The sequence below is a fragment of the Ruegeria sp. BC8 genome (assembly GCF_056535705.1).
Genome location: NZ_JBQFIV010000001.1, coordinates 2,142,180 through 2,158,187 on the forward strand (window position 1 = coordinate 2,142,180; position 16,008 = coordinate 2,158,187).

Genomic DNA, 16,008 nt, shown 5'->3' on the forward strand with positions numbered 1-16,008 from the left:
GCCTATTTGGTGCCGAACATCCGGTCTCCGGCATCGCCCAGACCAGGCATGATGTAACCTTTGGAATTCAGCTCGCGGTCCAGTGCGGCAGTCACGATCTTGACGTCGGGATGCGCCTCTTTCATGCGGGCCACGCCTTCGGGGGCGGCCAGCAGGCACAGGAACCGGATGTCGGTGGCACCGGCCTGTTTCAGAAGGTCGATCGCAGCGGCCGAGCTGTTGCCGGTGGCCAGCATCGGGTCAACCGCAATAACCAGCCGATCTTTAAGGCCTTCGGGGGCCTTGAAGTAGTACTGCACCGGCTGCAGCGTTTCTTCATCGCGATACAGGCCCACGAATCCGACCCGGGCGGAGGGCACCAATTCCAGAACGCCGTCCAGCATCCCGTTGCCCGCGCGCAGGATCGACACCAGCGCCAGTTTCTTGCCCGCCAGGATCGGCGCGTCCATCTCCTCCATCGGGGTTTCGATATGGCGCGTGGTCAGGGGCATTTCGCGCGTGACTTCATAAGCCAGCAGCAGCGTGATCTCGCGCAGCAGTTGCCGGAACGAGGCGGTAGAGGTGCCCTTGTCCCGCATGAGCGTCAGTTTGTGCTGAACCAGCGGGTGGTCGACGACGGTCAGATGTTCGCTCATGTGTTCTCCAGTCTTTTTCTAACCCTTGCGCGGGTCTCTTCATCGCAGAATGCGGCGTTCAGGGCGGTGTCGTTCAGCGCGGCGAAATCCTCGGCGTCCCAGCCGAAGGCCTGGGCCAGCATCTCATATTCGCGGCGCATGGTGGTATGAAAAAACGGCGGGTCATCGGTGGAAACCGTGACCTTCACACCCGCCTCGCGCAGCCGGGCGATCGGGTGGGACGCGAAATCGGGGTACAGGCCCAGCACCACGTTCGAGCCCGGGCAGACCTCGAGCGTGACGTCCCGGTCGGCCAGTTCATGCACCAGGTCCGGGTCTTCGATGGCCCGCACGCCATGGCCCACCCGTTCGACCCCCAGCGCGCGCACCGCATCGCGCACGCTTTCGGGGCCGCCGAATTCGCCGGCATGGGTGGTCAGGCGCAATCCGGCCTCGCGCGCGCAGTCGAAGGCCCATTTGAAATCGGCCTGCTGGCCCATGGCCTCGTTCCCGCCCATACCGAACCCGGTGATCCAGTCACCGGCGGTTTCGGCGGCGCACAGCGCGCTGCGCTTGGCCTTGTCGGGTCCGAAATGGCGCACGCAGGTTACCACGCCGCGCAGGGTGATGTCGAACTTGCGCTCGGCCTCGTCGGCGGCGTCCTGAATGGCGGCCAGATAGTCGCGCCAGGCATGCAGATCGCCCCCGCCGCAGAAATCGGGGCTGAGGAAGGTTTCGGAATAGACCACCCCGTTCGCAGCACTTTCTTCCAGGATCGCCAGCGTCAGGCGGCGGAAATCCTCGGGGGTTTTCAACACCTCGCAAGCGGCCTCGTAGACGCTGAGGAAATGCGCGAAATCGCGAAAGTCATAGCTGCCGTCGGGCTTGAAGATGCCGCTCAGGTCAACCTTCTTTTCATGCGCCAGCTGGCGGATGAAGGCGGGCGGGGCCGCGCCTTCGTGATGCAGGTGCAGTTCGATCTTGGGCAGGTCTGCGACGGTCATAGAAAGGTCCTTCCCGGCCCTTGCGCCGGAATGTTCAGGTGATGGGCGATGCTGGCGGCCACGTCGGCGAAATTGACTTGCCCGATCTGTCCGGCCCCCAGGCCGGCGGTCAGCACCGGCACCTGCTCGCGGGTGTGGTCGGTGCCGATCCAGCTTGGGTCGTTGCCGTGATCGGCGGTCAGCAGAAACAGGTCGCCCGGGCGCAGCCGGGGCAGGATACGGCCAATCTCGGCGTCGAACCATTCCAGCGCGCGGGCATAGCCCGAGATGTCGCGCCGGTGGCCGTACTGGCTGTCAAACTCGACGAAATTTGCGAATGTCAGGCTGCCGTCCTCGGCGCTGTCTACAAGGCGCGAGAGGTGACCCATCAGTTCGGCGTCCGAGCCCTTGTCCAGCGTGTCGATCCCCTGCATCGAGAAGATGTCGCCGATCTTGCCCACGCCATGCACCTTGCGTCCGGCATCCTGCGCCCAGTTGGTCAGCACCGGCGCGGGCGGCGTGATGGCGAAATCCTTGCGATTTGTGGTGCGGACAAACCCCTGTTCGGGCGATCCCACGAAGGGGCGCGCGATCACCCGGCCCACCTTCATCTCGTGCAGCATGGGGGCCAGGCTCCGGCACATCTGGTACAGGCGCTCCAGCCCGAACGTCTCCTCGTGCGCGGCAATCTGGAACACGCTGTCGGCCGAGGTATAGCAGATCGGCCAACCCGTGCTCATGTGTTCAGCACCCAGTTCGGCAATGATCGTGGTGCCCGAGGCATGGCAATTGCCCAAAATGCCCTCGGTTCCGGCCGCCTGCGCGGCGGCGCGGGTCAGATCATCAGGGAAGGCGGGGACCGTGTCGGGGAAATAGTGCCAGTCCCACGGCACCGGCAGACCGGCCAGTTCCCAATGGCCTGAAGGCGTGTCCTTGCCCGGCGAATGCTCGCGCGCGCAACCCCACAGTCCGGCCGGGTCGGCCCCCAACCCCGGCGCATCCGCGCCCGAAGCTAGTCGTACCGCCGCGCCAAGCCCCAGCGCATCGAGGTTGGGCAGGCGCAACGGCCCGGACCGGCCATCCTCGGCCCGCCCTTCAGCGCAGGCCTGCGCGATATGGGCCACCGTGTTGGCGCCCGTGTCCGGCACGTCGCCGTTGAAGAACCGGTCGGCATCCGGCGCGCCACCGATACCCACCGAATCCATCACCACAAGAAACGCGCGGCTCATGCGAGGATCCTTTCGTGTACCAGCTCCGGCACCGGAACGGGCGCCGGGCCGATGGTGATCGCGGCACGCACGGCTTGCGCGGCCCGCTGCGCGGCGTCCTCGCGCGCGGCATGGACGACGGCCAGCGGCGTCCCGGCCGAGACCTTGTCGCCCAGCCGAACCAGCCCCGACAGGCCCACTGCCGGGTCGATCACATCGCTTTCCACCTGCCGGCCACCGCCCAGCGCCACGACGGCAAGGCCCAGAGCCTCGCCATCCATCGCGGTGACATAGCCTTTGTCCTGCGCCGCGACCTCAAGAATCACGCTGGCCTCGGGCAAGTAGCGCGCCCAATCATCGACCAGCCCCAGCGGCCCGCCCACCGCGGCCATCATCCGTCCGAACCGCTCGGCCGCGCGGCCATCGCGGATCACCTCGGCGATCATGTCCCGCCCGGCCCGCGCGTCGCCGACCATACCGGCGTCAGACAGCAGAACGCCGCCCAGCTCGGCCGAAATCTCGGCCAGGGGCGAAGGCTGCCCACCGGTCAGCACCTTCATCACTTCGGCGATTTCCAAGGCGTTGCCCAAGGCGGGCGCCAGCGGCTGGTTCATGTCGGTGATCAGGGCCGAGGTCCGGCACCCGGCCGCATTGGCCGTTTCGGTCAGGGCCTGCGCCAGCTTGCGCGCTTCGTCCAGCGTTTTCATGAAGGCTCCGCTGCCCACCTTTACGTCCAGCACCAGCGCATCCGGGCTGGCCGCCAGTTTCTTGGACAGGATCGAGGCGGTGATCAGATCGAGGCTTTCGACCGTGGCAGTCACGTCGCGGATCGCATAGAGCCGTTTGTCCGCCGGAGCGATCTGTGCCGTCGCGCCAACGATGGCAGCGCCGGTCTCGGCCAGGATCTGGGCCAAACGGTCCTGGCTGATCTGGGTCGACACGCCGGGGATCGCCTCGAGCTTGTCGAGCGTCCCGCCGGTATGGCCCAGACCGCGGCCCGAGATCATCGGCACATAGGCCCCGCATTCCGCCAGCGCCGGGGCCAGCACGAGGCTGACGCAATCCCCCACCCCGCCGGTCGAATGCTTGTCGATCACCGGGCCGTCCAGATCCCAGGTCAGAACCTCACCGCTGTCGCGCATGGCCAGCGTCAGCGCCGCGCGGCCCTCGGGACCAAGCCCGCCCATGCAGACGGCCATGGCAAAGGCTCCGGCCTGGGCGTCGCTGACGCTGCCATCGGCCAGACCTTGGGCGAACCACGCCAGTTCGCCGGAATCCGGCACCTCGCGGCGGCGCAGTTTCGCGATAATCGAACGGGCGTCCATGGGCGCGGCCCTTACATGAACGAGGCGTCGAAGGCGCCGGGCAGCAGCTCGCCGATGGTCGTGCGGGTCTCAATCCCGTCCACCGTCGCCATGGTGACCACCACGTCCTTGTCTCCGAACTCGGCCAGTTTCTGCCGGCACCCGCCGCAGGGCGGCACCGGTTGCGGGCTGGAGGCCACCACATAGACCTCGGCCAGCTTGTTTTCTCCGGCGGCGACCATCGCGGCGATCGCACCGGCCTCGGCGCAGGTGCCCTCGGGATAGGCCACGTTTTCCACGTTGCAGCCCGCGAACACTTCGCCCGACGGGGTGCGGACCGCGGCGCCCACCTTGAAATTCGAATAGGGAGCATGGGCGTTTTCACGCACCTTGAGGGCTGCTTCTTTCAACGACATGGCGATTCCCCGATTTTTGATCATCTGGTCAGAATGCCATACCCTACTGGAAATCCGCGGGGGAATTGAAGCCCCCTCGGCACGGGAATCTCGGCGCGCCCGCGCGTCAGCCCAAATCGGTCTTGAAATACCCCGGCAGCGTGACTTCGAGCAGTTCGACATCGTCGCTGGGGTCGGCCAGCCGCGTGCGCATTCCGGGCGGGATGACAAAGGCATCGCCCTGCTCCAGACGAAACGGATCACGTCCTTCACCTTCCAGGGTGACGGCCCCGTTCATCACGAAGGTAAAGTGGATATCGGCATCATGGCTGGCCCAGACCGGGTCGCCCTGCCCCCGGCGCACCACCTGAACGCCCGCCACGCCCGTGGTGTTTTCAGCAATCGTCGTGTCGCGGCATTGATAGCCCGGCAGGCGGAACGGCTGCCACGCTGCCCCTTCGGCCCGGTTGTAGACGAACCGCTGGCCCTGCCATTCCCGCTCGGGGCGGTAGTGCGGCGTGGGCAGCTGCATTTCGTGGTCGATCTCGGTGACATGCTCGGCCGGAACGCCGATTTCGATCACCTGCACGTTGTCCGACGCCTCGAGCACGCGGTGCCGGATCTCGGGCGGCTGGATGAAACAGTCGCCAGCGGTCAGGCGCATCTTGTCGCCCTGATCCTCATAGACCACATCCACCCAGCCGTGGATGCAGAAGATCAGCTGAAACCCGACCTTGTGGAAATGCACCATGTCCGGGACCGGGCCGCCGTCGGGAATGCGGATATGGCTGGCGATGATCGACCCGCCCAGCCGGTCCGGCACCAGATCTCGGTAATGCATGCCCGCGCGCCCGATGATCCAGGGCGCCTGATCCTTGAGCCTGCGGACGACGAAGGAATGAGCCGTCTCGGGCATCACCAGCGGCGGGTTGCGCTCTTCGATCTCGATCCGGGTGCCGTTGGGGGCGACCAGGCTGCGCTGACCGCCGGCAAACCCGTCCGGATCATCGGTGAGGATACGCAAGGTGCCCGGCGGCTCGGGCGCGTCCTTTTCCACACGCAGTCGCAGGCCATGCCCCGAAAACACCGCAACCCGTGGGTCATCCGCCGGATAGATCATGTCCATCCGCATGCCCAGAACCTTGGTGTAGAACGGAATGTCGTTTCGCAGTTCTTGGGTCGGAATGCGGAATTCGGCTATGGTATCGGTCATGCTGGTCTCCTCTGCGCGGGACTGTGAGGGGCCGTTGGGGGATTTGCAAGTCGGGGTCGGATCCGCCGTCATGCGATTTCGAGGTTTCCCCTGCGTCAGAAATAGTTTAGCACTAAACTAAATTCCAAACGGGAAGTTTTGACATGTCCGACACACCCAGCCTGCGTCAGGCCGCACTTGATTACCACGCGCATCCGAAGCCTGGGAAACTGGAGATCAAGGCGACCAAACCCATGGCCAACGGGCGCGACCTTGCCCGCGCCTATTCGCCCGGCGTGGCCGAGGCCAGCCTTGAGATCAAGGCCGACCCGGCGACCGCCGAGATGTATACCGCGCGCGGCAATCTGGTGGCGGTGGTTTCGAATGGCACCGCGGTGCTGGGGCTGGGCAATATCGGCGCGCTGGCCTCCAAGCCGGTGATGGAGGGCAAGGCCGTCCTGTTCAAGAAATTCGCCGGCATCGACTGTTTCGACATCGAGTTGAACGAACCCGACCCCGAAAAGCTGGCCGATATCGTCTGCGCGCTGGAGCCGACCTTCGGCGCGATCAACCTCGAGGACATCAAGGCGCCCGATTGCTTTGTCGTCGAGAAACTGTGCCGCGAGCGGATGAACATCCCCGTGTTCCACGACGACCAGCACGGCACCGCCATCGTGGTGGGGGCCGCTGCGCGCAACGCCCTACACGTGGCCGGCAAGCGGTTCGAGGACATCAAGGTGGTTTCCACCGGCGGCGGTGCGGCGGGGATCGCCTGCCTGAACATGCTGGTCAAGCTGGGCGTCAAGCGCGAGAACATTTGGCTGTGCGACATTCACGGGCTGGTCTATGAAGGCCGGGCCGAGGACATGAACCCGCACAAGGACCAATTCGCCCAGAAAACCGACCTGCGCACGCTGGATCAGGTGATCGACGGGGCCGACCTGTTTCTGGGCCTCAGCGGGCCGAACGTACTCAAGCCCGAGATGGTCGCGCGCATGGCCAAACAGCCGATCATCTTTGCTCTTGCGAACCCGACCCCGGAGATCCTGCCCGACGCCGCGCGCGAAGTCGCCCCCGATGCCATCATCGCCACCGGGCGCAGCGACTTCCCGAACCAGGTGAACAACGTCCTTTGTTTCCCGTTCATCTTCCGCGGTGCGCTGGACGTGGGTGCGACCGAGATCAACGATGCCATGCAGATCGCCTGCGTTGAAGGCATCGCCGAAATGGCCCGCGCCACCACCAGCGCCGAGGCCGCAGCCGCCTACAAGGGCGAACAGCTGACCTTCGGCCCAGACTACCTGATCCCCAAGCCGTTCGACCCGCGACTGGTGGGTGTGGTGTCCTCGGCCGTGGCCCGCGCCGCGATGGAAAGCGGCGTGGCCAGGCGCCCCATCGAGGACATCGAAGCCTACAAGGAAAAGCTGAACCAGACGGTCTTCAAGTCCGCCCTACTGATGCGCCCCGTCTTCGAGGCCGCCGCCGCCGCCTCGCGCCGCATCGTCTTTGCCGAAGGCGAAGACGAACGCGTGCTGCGCGCCGCTCAGGCGATTCTTGAGGAAACCACCGAAACCCCGATCCTGATCGGCCGTCCCGAGGTGATCGAGGCGCGCTGCGAACGTCTGGGCCTGTCGGTCCGCCCCGGGCAGGACTTCCAGATCGTAAACCCGGAAAACGACCCGCGCTATTATGACTATTGGAACTCGTACCACCAAATCATGCAGCGTCGGGGGGTAACGCCCGATCTGGCCAAGGCGATCATGCGGACCAATTCCACCGCGATTGGCGCAATCATGGTGCACAGGGGTGAAGCCGACAGCATGATCTGTGGCACCTTTGGCGAGTATCGGTGGCACCTGAACTATGTCGAGCAGGTGCTGAATGACGGCGACCTGCGCCCCCATGGTGCATTGTCCCTCATGATCCTTGAAGACGGCCCGCTGTTCATCGCCGACACTCATGTCCGGCAATTGCCCAGCCCGGAAGAACTGGCTGAGATCACCGTGGGCGCCGCGCGCCATGTCCGGCGTTTCGGGCTGGCGCCAAAGATCGCGTTCTGCTCGCAATCGCAGTTCGGCAATCAGGCCGAGGGGTCCGGCAAACGCCTGCGCGAAGCGATTGCCATTTTGGACAGCAAGCCCCGAGATTTTATCTATGAAGGCGAAATGAACTTGGATGTGGCCCTCGACCCCGAACTGCGCGAGCGGATTTTCCCCAATTCGCGCCTGGAGGGGGCGGCCAACGTGCTGATCTTTGCCCATGCGGACGCGGCCAGCGGTGTGCGCAACATACTGAAGATGAAGGCCGACGGCATCGAGGTCGGCCCCATCCTGATGGGCATGGGCAACAAGGCGCATATCGTGACACCCTCGATCACGGCGCGCGGGCTGCTGAATATGGCGGCAATTGCCGGAACGCCTGTCGCGCATTACGGTTGACCACGGCGGCCCGACCGGTCTGGCCGCCCTGCCGAGGGAGGTCATCATGAAAGGTCACTGCCACTGCGGCGCCGTGCGATGGGCCAGCGATGCCGAGATCGCCTGGAGCTGTTACTGCCACTGCGCGGATTGCAGGCGCAATTGCGCCGCCCCAGTCACGGCGTTCATCGGGCTGCCGCACGGCTCGGTGACATGGTCAGGGGATGCGCCACGCGTGTACAACTCGTCTGAGGTTGTCGAACGCCTGTTCTGCGGAACCTGCGGCACGCCGATGGCATACCGCAATGCCCGCGACCGGGTGAATATTCACCTCTATACCGCCACGCTGGACAATCCCGAGGATGCCGCGCCCCGGTTTCACGTTTTTCACGCCGAGCATCTGCATTGGCTGAACATCCAAGACAGTCTGCCCCGATATGCGGGAACGGCGACCTGATCCGAATCTGACAAACCCACTTTTGCACCGGACGCTTTGCGAATTTGCAAGTTCTGCGGAAATTTCCCGCTTAGGCGCGCAAACAAGGATCATTTGCAAAACTTTGCAAGACAAATGGGGCAGTTCTGCAAATATTTCGCGATAAACTGACGCGCCGTCACGCGCGCCGCTTGCTCGGTTAGCCGTCCGCGCCTAACACAATGCGAGTAATTTTTGGGAGGAGGACCCATGGCATACCAGGACGTTTACGAGAGCTGGCAAAAAGACCCAGAGGCTTTCTGGATGGACGCAGCCAAGGGAATTGACTGGTTCCAACCGCCAAGCAAGGCCCTGTTTGACGACGACGCCCCTCTCTATGAATGGTTCTGCGATGCCAAGGTGAACACCTGCTGGAATGCCGTGGACCGCCACGTTGAAAACGGCCGGGGTGAACAGACCGCCATCATCTATGACAGCCCGATCACCCACACCAAGCGCGAAATCTCGTACATGGAATTGCGCAATCGCGTGGCGACCCTGGCCGGTGCGCTGCGCGCCAAGGGGATCGAAAAGGGCGACCGCGTCATCATCTACATGCCGATGATCCCCGAGGCGCTCGAGGCGATGCTGGCCTGCGCGCGGCTGGGTGCGGTGCATTCGGTGGTCTTCGGCGGGTTTGCCAGCAACGAACTGGCGGTGCGGATCGACGACGCCAAACCCAAGGCGATCATCGCGGCGTCGTGCGGGTTGGAGCCCGGTCGCGTGGTGCATTACAAGCCATTGCTGGACGGCGCCATCGACATGGCCAGCCACAAGCCCGAGTTCTGCGTGATCTTCCAGCGCGAACAGGAAGTGGCCAAGCTGATCGAAGGGCGCGACTTCAACTGGCACGGCTTCCAATACGGTGTCGAGCCGGCCGAGTGTGTGTCGGTCGCAGGCAATGATCCCGCCTACATCCTTTACACCTCGGGCACCACGGGGGCGCCCAAAGGCGTCGTGCGGCCCACGGCGGGGCACCTTGTGGCGCTGAACTGGACGATGAAGAACATCTACAACGTCGATCCCGGCGATGTGTTTTGGGCGGCCTCGGACGTGGGCTGGGTCGTGGGCCACTCCTACATCTGCTATGGCCCGCTGATCCACGGCAACACCACCATCGTGTTCGAGGGCAAGCCCGTCGGCACACCCGATGCCGGTACCTTCTGGCGGGTGATTTCCGAGCACAAGGTCAAAAGCTTTTTTACCGCCCCAACGGCGATCCGCGCGGTCAAGCGCGAGGACCCCAAGGGCGAGATGCTGGCGAAATACGACCTGTCCTGCCTCAAGGCCCTGTTCCTGGCCGGTGAACGCGCCGACCCGGACACGATCACTTGGGCGCAGGACGCGCTGAAGGTTCCGGTCGTCGACCACTGGTGGCAGACCGAAACCGGCTGGACCATCGCCGGCAACCCGCTGGGGATCGAGGAACTGCCGATCAAGCTGGGCTCGCCCGCCAAGCCGATGCCCGGCTATGACGTGCAGATCCTGGACGAAGGCGGCCACCCGATGAAACCGGGCGAGCTGGGCGCGATCGCGGTCAAGCTGCCACTGCCCCCGGGCACGCTGCCGACCCTGTGGAATGCCGAGGAGCGGTTCAAGAAATCCTATCTTGAGCATTTCCCGGGCTACTATGAAACCGGCGATGCCGGGATGATCGACGAAGACGGTTACCTGTATATCATGGCCCGCACCGATGACGTGATCAACGTGGCCGGCCACCGCCTGTCCACCGGCGCGATGGAGGAGGTTCTGGCAGCCCATCCCGATGTGGCCGAATGCGCAGTCATCGGTGTATCGGACCAGTTGAAGGGTCAGGCCCCGGTTGGCTTCCTGTGCCTGAACGCAGGCTGCAATCGTGACCATGCCGAGATCGCGAAAGAGGTCGTGCAGATGGTGCGCGACAAAATCGGGCCCGTTGCGGCATTCAAACTGGCCGTCGTAGTGGATCGTCTGCCAAAGACACGGTCTGGCAAGATCCTGCGTGGAACGATGGTATCGATCGCCGATGGCAAAGATTACAAAATGCCCGCCACGATCGACGATCCGGCCATTCTGGACGAAATTACCGAAGCCCTGAAATCAATCGGTTACGCCCAGTAACCGGGCATCGGGCGGCCCCGGGCCGCCCGCCCTGCCCTGCGGGGTTGCAACCATTGGCAGACCGCCTACTGTGCCCTTGACGGAGGGCACATGGCAAATGACGACATCTGGCGCCTGAGCGCCACAGTACTCGCAAAACTGACTCGCTCCGGCGAATTGAGCGCGACCGAAGCCGTCCAAAGCGCAATCGACCGGATGCACGCGCTGAACCCGGCGTTGAATGCCGTCGTCGAAGACCTCAGCGCCGAGGCGCAGGAGCGCGCCCGGACGCTGGACGCCGCGCGGGCGCGCGGCGAACCGACCGGCCCCCTGCACGGCGTTCCCGTCACGATCAAAGTCAATGTCGACCAGAAAGGCCATGCCACTACCAATGGCGTGGCCGCTCTGAAAGACGTAATTGCCCCCGATGATGCGCCCGTCGTGTCGAACCTGCTGAAGGCCGGTGCGGTGGTGATCGGCCGGACCAACACGCCCGAGTTCTCATTCCGCGCCGACACCGACAACCCGCTGTATGGGCGTACGCACAACCCTTGGGGCCGACATATCTCGGCCGGGGGTTCCTCGGGCGGGGCCGGCGTGGCGGTGATGACGGGCATGGGGGCGCTGGCGCATGGCAACGACATCGGCGGCAGCCTGCGGTTTCCGGCGGCCGCGAACGGTGCGGTCACCGTGAAGCCGGGCATTGGCCGCGTCCCCGCATGGAACCCCAGCCAAACCGCCGAACGTGGACTGCTTGCGCAATCCATGTCGGTGCAAGGCCTGATCACCCGCAGCGCGGCTGACCTGCACCTGGCCATGCCCAGCCTGATCGCTCCGGATCCGCGCGATCCGTTTCACGTTCCGTTGCCATGGCGCATGGCCGAGCCTGACCAGCAGCCGCGGGTGGCTTTCACCAAGAACACTTTCGGTTACGATCTCCACCCCGAGGTCGACAAGGCGCTGGACACGGCCCGTGATGCACTGGTTGATGCCGGGTACACCGTTGACGAGATCGACCCTCCGAACGTTTTTGAATGTGGACGGCTGGGTTATCGCGCCCTGATGGGCGAAGTGCTGACCCTGATGAAAGACGATGTCGAGGCGGCCGGATCCGAGACCATCCAGCGCATCTTTGCCACTTACTTCCAGGAATTTCCCCCGATCACCGGCCCGGACCTGATCCGAGCACTGGCGCAGCGCAGCCACTATGCGCGGGAATGGTCCCTGTTCTTGGAGGACTACCCGCTGGTGCTGTCGCCTTTCCTGCCGCAGCCCTTTTTCAGACCCGACCGTGATACAGAAGGCTCGGAAGGCGTACACGAAGTGCTGGGCTGCGCGGTCTATTCCTATGCCATGAACTTTCTGGGCCTGCCCGCCGCCTGCGTTCCGGCGCGTTTGGCCGAATTGCCGAGCGGGCGCCAGCCAATCAACGTTCAGATCGCAGCGCAGCGCTGGCGCGAGGACTTGACCGTGGACGCCGCCATCGCGATTGAAGCCCGGGTTGGTCGTATGGCTGATCACCTGTGGGCCGATCTGGCAAGCAGGGGCTGAAACACCAACCGCTTTCAACTGCCCAAAATAATTGACCCCGGGACTGAGAGCCCGGGGTCCACGTGCTAAAATATGCCCGGATTGTGATGACGAGCGTAGCACCACCCACCCTCGCCAGCGCGAAAACTGCGCAATCATCCGAAAACACCATTTGGTGGCCACTCACTCCCACCGCGGCGTGTTCTCCGGGCAAGATCAGCATAGCTGAGAGGTGGTCAGCTTCCTGTGAACTGCTTCACATAAGTCCGAGAATCTCGGGAATTTATGTAAATTGTTCAATCGTTAGACGCTCTTCCAGGCCATGCCCGGGGTCAAACAGGATCCTGTGACAGATCTTGGGTTCCGACCGAATCTCGACCCAATCGATATCCGGAAAGGATATGGAATCAGCGTCCGCCATCACCGGACGCTTGTCGGCCTCAAGCACGTCAAAGCGCACATGCGCCGTACTGGGCAGCAACGCACCGCGCCACCGCCGAGGACGAAAGGCCGCAATGGCCGTCAGCGCCAGAACATCCGACCCAATGGGCAGAATCGGGCCATGTGCCGAATAGTTGTAGGCGGTCGACCCGGCGGGCGTGGACAACAGCGCGCCATCACAGACCAGTTCGGCCAACCGCACGCGGCCATTCACGCTGATCTTCAGGCGCGCGGCTTGCGGACCGGCGCGCAGCAACGAAACCTCGTTAATCGCAAGGGCTTCGTGCACCTGTCCCGATTGGTCCATGGCCTTCATCGTCAAGGGGTTGATGACTTCTTCTTCGGCGGCTCTCAGACGCTCCATCAGATCGGCTTCGTGGAACTCGTTCATCAGAAACCCGATGGTCCCGCGATTCATGCCGTAGACCGGCACATCCAGATGCTGCGTGTTGTGCAGCGTCCGCAACATGAACCCGTCGCCGCCCAGCGCCACGATGACATCCGCATCTCGGGGGGCCGCATTGCCATAGCGTGCCACCAGTTTGTTGCGGGCCGACTGCGCGACATCCACGTCGCTGGCGAGAAAAGCGATTCTCTTGGTCATGTTTTCCAGTTTCCGGTGCTGCGCATTTGGTTCCGAAACAAACATACCTTTCCCCATTAGGCCAGACGTGACGCCGCAGCTGGCCATTTCGTCGCTTTAAAGTCTTTTTCATCCGTACAGTTTCCTATAGGAAATCCGCCAAACCAACCTCAGCCATGCGGAGCGCCCATGAACGCCAACCTTCGTGATACCGGTTTCTTCACCCAGTCCCTCGCGGATCGTGACCCTGAACTTTTTGGGGCAATCACCTCCGAACTGGGACGTCAGCGCGACGAGATCGAGCTGATCGCTTCGGAAAACATCGTCAGCGCAGCCGTCATGGAGGCGCAGGGCTCGGTCATGACCAACAAATACGCCGAAGGCTATCCCGGTCGGCGTTACTATGGCGGCTGCCAGTTCGTCGACATCGCCGAGAACCTGGCCATCGACCGCGCGAAGCAACTTTTCGGTTGCGAATTCGCCAACGTGCAGCCGAATTCAGGATCACAAGCCAACCAGGGCGTGTTCCAGGCGCTGATCCAGCCGGGCGACACCATTCTGGGCATGAGCCTGGATGCTGGCGGCCACCTGACCCATGGCGCCAAGCCCAACCAGTCGGGCAAGTGGTTCAATGCGGTTCAGTACGGCGTGCGCAAGCAGGACAACATGCTGGACTACGATCAGGTCGAGGCGCTGGCCAAAGAACACCAGCCCAAGCTGATCATCGCCGGCGGCTCGGCCATTCCGCGCCAGATTGACTTTGCCCGCATGCGCGAGATCGCCGACATGGTGGGGGCTTATCTGCACGTGGACATGGCGCATTTCGCCGGTCTGGTCGCCGCGGGCGAGCATCCCAGCCCCTTCCCGCACGCGCATGTGGCCACGACCACCACGCACAAAACCCTACGCGGCCCGCGTGGCGGCATGATCCTGACCAATGACGAGACGATCGCCAAGAAGGTGAATTCGGCGATCTTCCCGGGCATCCAGGGCGGCCCACTGATGCATGTGATCGCGGCAAAGGCCGTGGCATTTGGCGAGGCGCTGCAGCCTTCGTTCAAAGAATACATCAAACAGGTCGTCGTCAACGCTCAGGCGTTGTCGGATCAACTGATCAAGGGCGGCTTGGACACGGTGACCCACGGCACCGACACCCATGTTGTTCTGGTCGACCTGCGCCCCAAAGGCGTCAAGGGCAACGCGACCGAAAAGGCGCTGGGCCGTGCGCACATCACCTGCAACAAGAACGGCGTGCCGTTCGATCCAGAAAAGCCGACCGTGACCAGCGGCATCCGTCTGGGTTCGCCCGCCGGCACGACCCGAGGCTTTGGAGAGCCCGAGTTCCGCCAGATTGCGGATTGGATCATCGAGGTGGTCGATGGACTGGCCGCCAATGGTGAAGACAACAACGGTGAGGTCGAGGCGCGGGTCAAAGCGCAGGTCGCGGATCTGTGCGCAAAGTTCCCGATCTACCCGAACCTCTGACTCCACAAGTTTAGAAACAACAAGATGGCGCCTTTTTCGGGCGCCATTTTTCCTTGCCGGCAGATGCCTTGATCAGATCAGACCGCGCCACCAAAGCACGACAAGGAACAGTGCGGCCAAGGCCAGAATGTTGAAGGCCAGCCCCCCGAGCATGCCCAGGAACCAACCCCAGCGGCGATCCGCCAAATTAATGGCGCGCAGATGCGACTGAACATCCTTCGCCGCCTTTTCCAGGGTCGGCGAATCCAGGGTCAGCCGGAGCTTGGGATGCTCGACCAACGGCTCGGCACGGGCGAGTTCCATTGCCTGTTTGTAGACCTTGCGCGGCAAGCGACGCTTGGCACGGCGCACCGACTCGGCCAGGGTCTTGCCCTTTGCGCCCAGTTTTTTGCGCAACAGGATTATCGTCTGCGCGATCTGGGTCTGAATTTCTGTTTCCTGAGCCATGCGCCCCTCCTGATGGGGCAATCTAACGGTCTGCGCAGGCGGTCACAATGGGGCTGGTTGTCCGGGGCGCCGGAGGCTATCAGAAAGACATGCTGAACACGATCACACATGGCGAACCGACGTCCCGCACACCGCTTTTGATTGCCCATGGGCTATACGGATCGGCCCGAAACTGGGGGGTGATTGCGCGTCGGCTGTCAGATGAACGTCAGGTGGTGGCGGTCGACATGCGCAACCACGCCCACAGCTTCTGGGACGAACGGCACGATTATCCGGCATTGGCGGATGATTTGGCTGAGGTCATCGAAAGCATGGGCGGCGTGGCAGACGTGATCGGGCATTCGATGGGCGGCAAGTCGGCAATGACATTGGCGCTCGAGCATGGCGAAATGGTCCACAGGCTGGTCGTGGCGGACATTGCTCCGGTTCGGTACAGCCACACGCAAATGCCATATATCGAGGCCATGCGCGCCGTGGACATGACACAGGTCGCGCGCCGCTCGGACGTGGAACAGCAACTGGCCGATCTTGGAGTCGAGAAGGCATTGCAGAGCTTCTTCACTCAGTCGCTGGACGTTCCCGGCAAACGCTGGCGGCTGAACCTGGACGTTTTGGCCAAAGAGATGCCGAATATCATGGGTTTTCCGGACTTTACCTCACACTGGGACGGCCCGGCGCTGTTTCTCGCCGGTGCGGAGTCGGACTATGTTCAGGCAAGTCACCGCGAAGTCATCAAATCTTTGTTCCCGAACGCCCGTTTCGCCAAGATTCCGGGCGCAGGCCATTGGCTGCACGCCGAAAAACCGCGCGAGTTCGAAGCTGCTGTCCGGATATTTCTGAACGCCGCCTAAGCTC

General features: G+C 63.3%; 14 protein-coding genes. 6 read left to right on the plus strand and 8 right to left on the minus strand.

Translation table 11 applies throughout. The features are described 5' to 3' along the window. Positions 1 to 2: 2 nt before the first annotated feature. The 6 genes from upp to ACR3EK_RS10910 all read right to left on the minus strand — a co-directional run bounded on the left by upp (position 3) and on the right by ACR3EK_RS10910 (position 5,717). A complete protein-coding gene (gene upp, locus ACR3EK_RS10885) occupies positions 3 to 635 on the minus strand; it encodes a uracil phosphoribosyltransferase (protein WP_093962638.1) in 633 nt (210 codons plus the stop codon). Further along, positions 632 to 1,618, minus strand: a complete 987-nt coding sequence (locus tag ACR3EK_RS10890; RefSeq protein ID WP_480633378.1) for an adenosine deaminase — start codon at positions 1,616 to 1,618, stop codon at positions 632 to 634. The genes upp and ACR3EK_RS10890 overlap by 4 nt, the downstream gene beginning before the upstream one ends. Beyond that, complete coding sequence (locus ACR3EK_RS10895; protein WP_170417834.1) at positions 1,615 to 2,826, minus strand: phosphopentomutase; 1,212 nt, start codon at positions 2,824 to 2,826, stop codon at positions 1,615 to 1,617. Before ACR3EK_RS10895 ends, ACR3EK_RS10890 begins: the two co-directional genes overlap by 4 nt. Continuing rightward, positions 2,823 to 4,130, minus strand: coding sequence for a thymidine phosphorylase (locus ACR3EK_RS10900; protein WP_480633379.1), 1,308 nt, complete (start codon positions 4,128 to 4,130; stop codon positions 2,823 to 2,825). Before ACR3EK_RS10900 ends, ACR3EK_RS10895 begins: the two co-directional genes overlap by 4 nt. 11 nt (positions 4,131 to 4,141) lie before the next feature. Next, positions 4,142 to 4,525 carry a cytidine deaminase gene (locus ACR3EK_RS10905; RefSeq protein WP_170438591.1) on the minus strand — a complete coding sequence of 128 codons (384 nt, stop codon included), beginning with the start codon at positions 4,523 to 4,525 and terminating at the stop codon, positions 4,142 to 4,144. 106 nt (positions 4,526 to 4,631) lie between these two features. Beyond that, positions 4,632 to 5,717: a cupin domain-containing protein gene (locus tag ACR3EK_RS10910; protein WP_480633380.1), complete on the minus strand. Its 1,086-nt coding sequence runs from the start codon at positions 5,715 to 5,717 to the stop codon at positions 4,632 to 4,634. A 143-nt stretch (positions 5,718 to 5,860) separates the two neighbouring features. Here ACR3EK_RS10910 and ACR3EK_RS10915 point away from each other — a divergent pair, with 143 nt between their 5' ends. The 4 genes from ACR3EK_RS10915 (at position 5,861) to ACR3EK_RS10930 (ending at position 12,218) form a co-directional block, all read left to right on the plus strand. Continuing rightward, on the plus strand, positions 5,861 to 8,134 hold the full coding sequence (locus tag ACR3EK_RS10915) for an NADP-dependent malic enzyme (protein ID WP_170390574.1): 2,274 nt from the start codon (positions 5,861 to 5,863) through the stop codon (positions 8,132 to 8,134). Positions 8,135 to 8,180: 46 nt separating this feature from the next. Then, positions 8,181 to 8,570, plus strand: coding sequence for a GFA family protein (locus ACR3EK_RS10920; RefSeq protein ID WP_480633381.1), 390 nt, complete (start codon positions 8,181 to 8,183; stop codon positions 8,568 to 8,570). Positions 8,571 to 8,798: 228 nt separating this feature from the next. Continuing rightward, the gene (prpE, locus tag ACR3EK_RS10925; RefSeq protein WP_480633382.1) at positions 8,799 to 10,688 is read left to right on the plus strand and encodes a propionate-CoA ligase PrpE; all 1,890 of its coding nucleotides are present in this window, start codon (positions 8,799 to 8,801) and stop codon (positions 10,686 to 10,688) included. A gap of 90 nt (positions 10,689 to 10,778) precedes the next feature. Further along, positions 10,779 to 12,218, plus strand: a complete 1,440-nt coding sequence (locus ACR3EK_RS10930) for an amidase family protein (protein WP_480633383.1) — start codon at positions 10,779 to 10,781, stop codon at positions 12,216 to 12,218. A gap of 262 nt (positions 12,219 to 12,480) precedes the next feature. Here ACR3EK_RS10930 and ACR3EK_RS10935 read toward each other — a convergent pair whose 3' ends face one another. Beyond that, the gene (locus ACR3EK_RS10935; RefSeq protein ID WP_480633384.1) at positions 12,481 to 13,242 is read right to left on the minus strand and encodes an NAD kinase; all 762 of its coding nucleotides are present in this window, start codon (positions 13,240 to 13,242) and stop codon (positions 12,481 to 12,483) included. A 168-nt stretch (positions 13,243 to 13,410) separates the two neighbouring features. Here ACR3EK_RS10935 and glyA point away from each other — a divergent pair, with 168 nt between their 5' ends. Further along, the gene (gene glyA / locus ACR3EK_RS10940) at positions 13,411 to 14,706 is read left to right on the plus strand and encodes a serine hydroxymethyltransferase (RefSeq protein ID WP_480633385.1); all 1,296 of its coding nucleotides are present in this window, start codon (positions 13,411 to 13,413) and stop codon (positions 14,704 to 14,706) included. A 72-nt stretch (positions 14,707 to 14,778) separates the two neighbouring features. On the opposite strand, the gene ACR3EK_RS10945 is transcribed toward glyA, so the two are convergent. After that, entirely contained in the window at positions 14,779 to 15,153 is a 375-nt protein-coding gene (locus tag ACR3EK_RS10945) for a hypothetical protein (RefSeq protein WP_170337639.1), read from the minus strand. Between the two features lie 47 nt (positions 15,154 to 15,200). On the opposite strand from ACR3EK_RS10945, the gene ACR3EK_RS10950 reads away from it, so the two are divergent. Continuing rightward, a complete protein-coding gene (locus ACR3EK_RS10950) occupies positions 15,201 to 16,004 on the plus strand; it encodes an alpha/beta fold hydrolase (RefSeq protein ID WP_480633386.1) in 804 nt (267 codons plus the stop codon). The last annotated feature ends 4 nt before the right edge of the window (positions 16,005 to 16,008 follow it).

Coding starts and splice junctions, on each gene's coding strand:
- upp (WP_093962638.1), bottom strand. CDS start 635: ATGAGCGAACATCTGACCGTCGTCGACCACCCGCTGGTTCAGCACAAA.
- ACR3EK_RS10890 (WP_480633378.1), bottom strand. CDS start 1,618: ATGACCGTCGCAGACCTGCCCAAGATCGAACTGCACCTGCATCACGAA.
- ACR3EK_RS10895 (WP_170417834.1), bottom strand. CDS start 2,826: ATGAGCCGCGCGTTTCTTGTGGTGATGGATTCGGTGGGTATCGGTGGC.
- ACR3EK_RS10900 (WP_480633379.1), bottom strand. CDS start 4,130: ATGGACGCCCGTTCGATTATCGCGAAACTGCGCCGCCGCGAGGTGCCG.
- ACR3EK_RS10905 (WP_170438591.1), bottom strand. CDS start 4,525: ATGTCGTTGAAAGAAGCAGCCCTCAAGGTGCGTGAAAACGCCCATGCT.
- ACR3EK_RS10910 (WP_480633380.1), bottom strand. CDS start 5,717: ATGACCGATACCATAGCCGAATTCCGCATTCCGACCCAAGAACTGCGA.
- ACR3EK_RS10915 (WP_170390574.1), top strand. CDS start 5,861: ATGTCCGACACACCCAGCCTGCGTCAGGCCGCACTTGATTACCACGCG.
- ACR3EK_RS10920 (WP_480633381.1), top strand. CDS start 8,181: ATGAAAGGTCACTGCCACTGCGGCGCCGTGCGATGGGCCAGCGATGCC.
- prpE (WP_480633382.1), top strand. CDS start 8,799: ATGGCATACCAGGACGTTTACGAGAGCTGGCAAAAAGACCCAGAGGCT.
- ACR3EK_RS10930 (WP_480633383.1), top strand. CDS start 10,779: ATGGCAAATGACGACATCTGGCGCCTGAGCGCCACAGTACTCGCAAAA.
- ACR3EK_RS10935 (WP_480633384.1), bottom strand. CDS start 13,242: ATGACCAAGAGAATCGCTTTTCTCGCCAGCGACGTGGATGTCGCGCAG.
- glyA (WP_480633385.1), top strand. CDS start 13,411: ATGAACGCCAACCTTCGTGATACCGGTTTCTTCACCCAGTCCCTCGCG.
- ACR3EK_RS10945 (WP_170337639.1), bottom strand. CDS start 15,153: ATGGCTCAGGAAACAGAAATTCAGACCCAGATCGCGCAGACGATAATC.
- ACR3EK_RS10950 (WP_480633386.1), top strand. CDS start 15,201: ATGGGGCTGGTTGTCCGGGGCGCCGGAGGCTATCAGAAAGACATGCTG.